Source organism: Georgenia sp. (assembly GCF_054605595.1).
The window spans coordinates 1-6800 of the sequence record NZ_JBTSDU010000148.1; the positions used below are offsets into that span (position 1 = coordinate 1).

The 6800-nt window shown below is 76.1% G+C and carries 3 protein-coding genes; 2 read left to right on the plus strand and 1 reads right to left on the minus strand.

Annotated features, from left to right (window positions below):
• A partial coding sequence (locus ACYC1Z_RS13405; RefSeq protein WP_461410023.1) for an FAD-dependent oxidoreductase occupies nt 1-1044 on the minus strand: 1044 nt, incomplete at its 3' end.
• Nucleotides 1045-1169: 125 nt separating this feature from the next.
• Here ACYC1Z_RS13405 and ACYC1Z_RS13410 point away from each other — a divergent pair.
• Both ACYC1Z_RS13410 and ACYC1Z_RS13415 read left to right on the plus strand, forming a co-directional pair.
• A complete protein-coding gene (locus ACYC1Z_RS13410) occupies nt 1170-5183 on the plus strand; it encodes a Pls/PosA family non-ribosomal peptide synthetase (protein WP_461410024.1) in 4014 nt (1337 codons plus the stop codon).
• Complete coding sequence (locus ACYC1Z_RS13415) at nt 5180-6526, plus strand: M1 family metallopeptidase (RefSeq protein ID WP_461410025.1); 1347 nt, start codon at nt 5180-5182, stop codon at nt 6524-6526. Before ACYC1Z_RS13410 ends, ACYC1Z_RS13415 begins: the two co-directional genes overlap by 4 nt.
• The last annotated feature ends 274 nt before the right edge of the window (nt 6527-6800 follow it).

The window sequence follows — 6800 nt, forward strand, 5'->3', positions numbered from 1 at the left end:
GAGCCGGCCGGCCGCCCGGGCGGCGACGACCTCGCCCACCACCCGGCCCGCGTACTTGCCCTGGTGGGTCATCAGGGCGCGGCCGGTGACGTCGCCGGCGGCGTAGAGCCACCCGCCGGCGACGGCGCGGACCCGGCCCGAGTCGTCGACCGTCAGCGGTTCCCCCTCCGCCAACGTCACGCCCACACCGTCCAGGCCCAGTCCGGCGGTCCGGGGGCGCCGGCCGGCGGCGACGAGGAGCTCGTCCGCGGTGAGGCTGGTGCCGTCGTCGAGCGTGATGACGACGGCACCGTCCGGGCCGTCCGGGCGTTCGACCCGGGTGGTGCTCACGCCCGTGCGCACGTCGACCCCGGCGTCGGTCAGGCCGCGGGTGACGGCGTGGCCGGCCTGGGCGGGGAAGGCGCCGAGGACCTCGCCCCGCACGAGCAGCGTCACGGCGGCGCCGAGGCCGGCGAACGCCTGCGCGAGCTCGGTCCCGGCCACGCCGGCGCCGATCACGGCGAGGCGTGCCGGGACGGCGTCGGTCGACGTCGCGTCCCGGGTGGTCCAGTACCGGGTGGTCGTCAGGCCGGCCACGGGCGGTGCCGCGGGCTCGGAGCCGGTGGCGACCACGACGGCGTGCCGGGCCGTGAGCACCCGGTCGCCGTCGCCGGTGGTGACCCGCACGCGCCTGACGCCGTCGAGCCGGGCGGTGCCGCGCACCACGGTCAGCCCCGCCCCCTCGGCCCACGCGACCTGGGAGCTGTCGTCCCAGTCGTGGGTGAAGGCGGTGCGACGCCGGAGCGCGGCGGCGGCGTCGACGGCGCCGGCGACGGCCTGGGCGGCGCCGTCGACCCGCAGCGCCGCCGCGCGGGCGGCCCCGGGGCGCAGCAGCGCCTTGGACGGCATGCACGCGTAGTACGAGCACTCCCCGCCCACCAGGGCGTTCTCGACCATCGCGACGGACATGCCGCCGCCGTGCGCGTAGTCGGCCACGTTCTCCCCGGTCGATCCGCCGCCGATGACGACGACGTCGAAGGTGTCCTGCTCGGGTGTCTGGGTCATGCCCCGAGCCTGGTGCAGGGCCGGACCGGGCGCAAGGGAGCGCCATGAGAGGATCGGCGCGGCTGCCGGGGGCTGCCGGCGGGTGGCGCTCGCAGCTCTCGACCGGGCGAGCAGAGGGAGAAGCGGTGGGCGTCCAACCTCTCGGGGTGCCGCGGGCCGTGCCGGACCCGCTCCTGGCCTCGAGCCGGACCCCCGCTCCGCGCACGCTCGTGGAGCTGCTCGCCGACACCGTGCGCCGCCACCCCACCGCCCTCGCCATCGACGACGGCGACGAGGAGCTCACGTACACCGCGTTCCGCGCGGCGGTGCTGACCCGGGGCGCCCGGCTGGCCGCGGCGGGCGTGCGTCGCGGCGACCGGGTGGGCGTGCGCGCCCCGTCCGGGACCGTCGACCTGTACCTGTCGATCCTGGCGATCCTCCACGCGGGCGCCGCCTACGTCCCGGTGGACGCGGACGACCCCGAGGAGCGGGCGGCGCTCGTGTTCGCCGAGGCCGCGGTGGTGGCCGTCGTGCGCGCGGACGGCCTCGTCACCACACCGGCCGGCACCGCGCTCTCACGCCCGGGTGCGGCGGACAGCACCGGTGCCCGCACCGGCACGACCGATCCCGCCGCAGCGACCGCTCCGCCGCCGGCGGCCCCCGAGGCCCCGACCCCGGACGACGACGCCTGGATCATCTTCACCTCGGGCTCGACCGGCAAACCCAAGGGCGTCGCCGTCACCCACCGCAGCGCCGCCGCGCTGGTCGACGCCGAGGCCCGGCTGTTCCTCCCGCACGCCCCGCTCGGCCCCGGGGACCGCGTCCTCGCCGGGCTCTCGGTGGCCTTCGACGCCTCCTGCGAGGAGATGTGGCTGGCGTGGCGCAGCGGCGCCACCCTCGTCCCCGCGCCCCGGGCGCTCGTGCGCACCGGCACCGACCTCGGCCCGTGGCTGGTCGAGCGGGACATCTCGGTGGTCTCCACCGTGCCCACGCTCGCCGGCCTGTGGCCGGTGGACACGCTCGACGCCGTCCGGCTGCTCATCTTCGGCGGCGAGGCCGTCCCGCCCGAGCTCGCCACCCGGCTCTGGCGGGCCGACCGGGAGCTGTGGAACACGTACGGGCCCACCGAGGCCACGGTCATCGCCTGCGCCGCCCGGCTCGAACCCGGCCGGCCCGTGCGCATCGGCTTGCCGCAGGACGGCTGGGACCTCGCCGTCATCGACCCCGCGGGCCGGCCGGTGGCCGAGGGCGAGACCGGCGAGCTGATCATCGGCGGCGTCGGCCTGGCCCGCTACCTGGACCCCGGGCTCGACGCCGAGAAGTTCGCCCCCGTGCCCGCGCTCGGCTGGGACCGGGCCTACCGCTCCGGCGACCTCGTGGTGCTGGACCGGGCGGGCCTGATCTTCCTCGGCCGCGCCGACGACCAGGTCAAGGTCAACGGCCGCCGCATCGAGCTCGGCGAGGTCGACGCCGCACTGCTCGGCCTGCCCGGCGTCGGGGCCGCGGCCGCCGCCGTCAAGCACACCCCGACCGGCAACGCCGTCCTGGTCGGGTACGTGGTGGCGGCCGGCCCGGACGCCCTCGACACCGCCGCCCTGCTGGCGCGACTGCGCGCGGAGCTGCCGGCGTCGCTGATCCCGCTCCTCGCCGTCGTCGAGGAGATCCCCACCCGCACCTCCGGCAAGGTCGACCGCGACGCGCTGCCCTGGCCGCTCACCGGCCGCCGGGCCGAGGAGGGGGAGTCCACCCTCAGCGGCACCGCGGCGTGGGTGGGCGAGCAGTGGGCCACGGTCATCGGAGTGCAGCCCACCGGACCGGCGGACGACTTCTTCTCCCACGGCGGCAGCTCACTGACCGCCGCCCAGCTCGTCTCGGCGCTGCGGTCCCGGTACCCCGAGGTCACGGTCGCCGAGGTGTACGGCCATCCCGAGGTCGGGTCGCTGGCCGACCACCTCGAGCGGTGCTGGCCGGGTGCGGGCTCCGCGGCGGGCGCGGCCGCGGGCGCCGCCGGTGCCGCCCGCACCGTCCGGCCCGTGCCGGTCGCCGCCCAGGCGGTCCAGCTCCTCGCGCTCGTGCCGCTGCGCACGCTCGTCGCGCTGCGCTGGCTGACCGTCCTCGCGGCGCTGAACAACCTGCTGGCCTGGGCGTGGCAGGTGCCGTGGGCCGTCGAGGTCTCCTGGTGGTGGGTGCTGGCCGGCTGGCTGGCCACCGTGTCCCCGCTGGGCCGCATGGGCGTCAGCGCGCTCGGGGCGCGGGCCCTGCTCGCGGGGCTGCGGCCCGGCACCTACCCGCGCGGCGGCCGGGTGCACCTGCGTCTGTGGGTGGCGGAGCGGCTCGTCGAGGGCTACGGCGCCCTCACCACCGCGAGCGCACCGCTGGTCGGGTGGTACGCCCGTGCCCTGGGGGTGCGCATGGGCCGCGACGTCGAGCTGCACGCCGTCCCGCCGGTCACCGGCATGCTCACCCTGGGCCGGGGCGCCGCCATCGAGCCCGAGGTGGACCTCGCCGGGCACTGGGTCGACGGTGACGTCGTCCACATCGGCGCGATCCGGATCGGGGCCGGCGCGACCGTGGGCGCACGCAGCGTGCTGTACCCCGGCGCCGAGGTGGGCGCCGGCACCGACGTCGCCGCCGGGTCCGCCGTGCACGGCCGCACCGGGGCGGGCGAGTACTGGGCGGGCTCCCCGGCCGCGAAGGTGCGCGAGGCCCGCCACCCGTGGCCCGCGACCCGGCCGTCGGGCTCGCGGGCCTGGGTGGGCGCGTTCGCCCTCTCGGGGGCGGCGCTCGCGGCGCTGCCGGTGCTCGCCGTCGCCGGCGGGCTGGCGCTGGTCGGGCCGGCCGTCCGGTCGGCCCCGGACCTGGGCGCCGCCGTCGGGCCCGCGCTCCTGGCGGGCGTCGGCGCGACCCTCGCGGCGTACCTGGTGTACGCGCTGCTGGTGGTCGTCGCGGTGCGGCTGCTCGGTATCGGCCTGCTCGAGGGCTTCCACCCCGTGCGCTCACGCGCCGGCTGGCAGGCGTGGTGCACCGAGCGGCTGGTGGACTCCGCCCGGACCGTGCTGTTCCCGCTGTACTCCTCCGTCGTCACCCCCGTGTGGTTGCGGCTGCTCGGGGCGAAGGTCGGCAAGAACGTCGAGGCGTCCACGGTCATCGGCATCCCCAGCATGATGCGCATCAAGAACGGGGCGTTCCTCGCGGACGACACCATGGTCGCCTCCTACGAGCTGGGCGGCGGCTGGCTGCGGGTGGCGCGGGCGAAGGTCGGCCGGCGCGCGTTCCTCGGCAACTCGGGCATGACCGCGCCCGGGCGGACGGTCCCCAAGAACGGGCTGGTCGCCGTGCTCTCCGCCACCCCGCACAAGACCCGCGCCGGCTCCAGCTACATCGGCAGCCCACCGGTGCTGCTGCCCCGCGCGGCCACGCTCGAGAACGACGAGCTCACCTTCTCCCCGCCGGTGCGGCTGCGGTGGGCGCGCGGCGCCGTCGAGGGTGCCCGCGTGGTGCCGGCGCTGCTCGTCGGGGTCCTCGCCCTCGGGGTGGTGCTGACGCTGCAGGCGCTCGTCCTCGCCGGCGGTTGGGGCCTGGCGCTCTGGCTCGGCGGCGTGGTGCTGCTGGCCGCGGGCGCCGTCGCGGCCCTCGTGACCGTCGCGGCGAAGTGGCTGCTGGTCGGCCGGCACCGGCCCGGTACGCACCCGCTGTGGAGCTCGTTCGTGTGGCGCGGCGAGCTCGCCGACACCTTCACCGAGATGCTCGCCGCCCCCTACTTCGCGGACGTCGTCACGGGCACGCCCGCCCTGGTGTGGTGGCTGCGCGGGATGGGCGCGACCATCGGGCGCGGTGTGTGGTGCCAGACGTACTGGCTCCCCGAGGCGGACCTCGTCCACCTCGGCGACGGCGCCGCCGTCGGGCCCGGCTGCGTGGTCCAGACCCACCTGTTCCACGACCGCATCATGAGCCTGGACGCCGTGACGCTGGCGGCGGGCGCCACGCTCGGCCCGCACGGGGTGATCCTGCCCGCCGCGACGCTGGGCGCCGCCACCACCGTCGGTCCGGCCTCGCTCGTCATGCGCGGCGAGGGGGTTCCCGCGGGGACCCGGTGGGTCGGCAACCCGATCGCGCCCTGGCGCGCGGCCGCGGCCGACGACCGGCAGGGTGCCGCATGAGCAGCAGCACGAGCGCGATCCCGCCGTCGCCGTACGAGCCGCACGGCTGCGCCGCCATCCACGTCGAGCACTACGACCTCGATCTGAGCTACCGGGTCGCCACCAACCGGCTGGCCGGCGTCGCGGTGCTGCGGCTCCGTTGCCGCCAGGACCTGCGGGAGCTGGCCCTGGACCTGACCGGCCTCGCCGTCAAGAAGGTGAGCGTCACCGGCGCCCGGCTCGCGAAGTTCACCCACCGGCAGGGCCGCCTCCGCCTCAAGCTCGACGCGAAGGTGTCCGCGGGCACGGTCCTGACGATCACCGTGCACTACGAGGGCCACCCACAGCCGGTGCCGAGCGCGTGGGGCACGGTCGGCTGGGAGGAGCTCGACGACGGCGCCATCGTGGCCAGCCAGCCCATCGGGGCGTCGTCGTGGTTCCCGTGCAACGACCGCCCGTCCGACAAGGCCACCTACCGCACGAGCGTGACGACCGAGAGCGCCTACCGCGTCCTCGCCCACGGCGTCCTCGTGGAGCACTACGTCCGCGCCGCCACCACCCGGTGGGTCTATGTGGAGCGGCACCCGACGAGCACCTACCTCGCGACCGTGCAGATCGGCCGCTACGACGAGCTCGAGCTCGCGGACGGCGCCGTGCCGCAGCGGGCGCTCGTCCCACCGGCGATGCGGGCGACGGCGGCCGAGCTGCTCGCGGAGCACGGGGCGCTCCTGGACCACCTGGTCGAGCTGTTCGGGCCGTACCCGTTCGCCTCCTACACGCTGGTGTTCACGGCGGACGAGCTGGAGATCCCGGTGGAGGCGCAGGGCGTCTCGATCTTCGGGTCCAACCACCTCGCGGCACACGACGGTGACGAGCGGCTCATCCCGCACGAGCTCGCGCACCAGTGGTTCGGCAACTCCGTGTCCGTCGCCGACTGGCAGCACATCTGGCTCAACGAGGGCTTCGCCTGCTACGCCGAGTGGCTGGTCTCCCCCACGGCGGGCGGGCAGAGCACCGCCGCGATGGCACGCATGTGGCACCAGCGGCTGTCCGCCCTGCCGCACGACCTCGTGCTGGCGGACCCGGGCCCGGCGAACATCTTCGACGACCGCATCTACAAACGTGGTGCGCTCACGCTCCACGCGCTGCGGCTCCGTCTGGGCGACGATGTCTTCTTCCCGATCGTGCGGGACTGGACCGCCCGGTACCGTTACCGCACCGTCACCACCGCGGACTTCCGCGACCTGGTCGTGGAGCACGCCCGGGTGTCCGGCGGCGACCCCCTGGCTCGCGCCGCTGCGGATCTGCTGGTGCGGTGGCTGGACCAACCGGCGCTGCCCGCGCTGCCCGAAGCACGCGATTAGCACCGTTTGATCCCTTCTCCCCTGATCCCTTCTCCCCTGATCCCTCCATCCCCCTTGATCCCGCCCCCTGATCCACCCCTCCCCTGATCCCTCCATCCCCCTTGATCCCGCCCCCTGATCCACCCCTCCCCTGATCCCTCTACCCCCTGCCCGATCCCTCCACCCCCGATCCACCCCCGATCCACCCCCGATCCACCCCCTGATCCCTCCATCCCCCTTGATCCCGCCCCCTGATCCACCCCTCCCCCGATTCCCCTACCCCCTGTCCGATCCC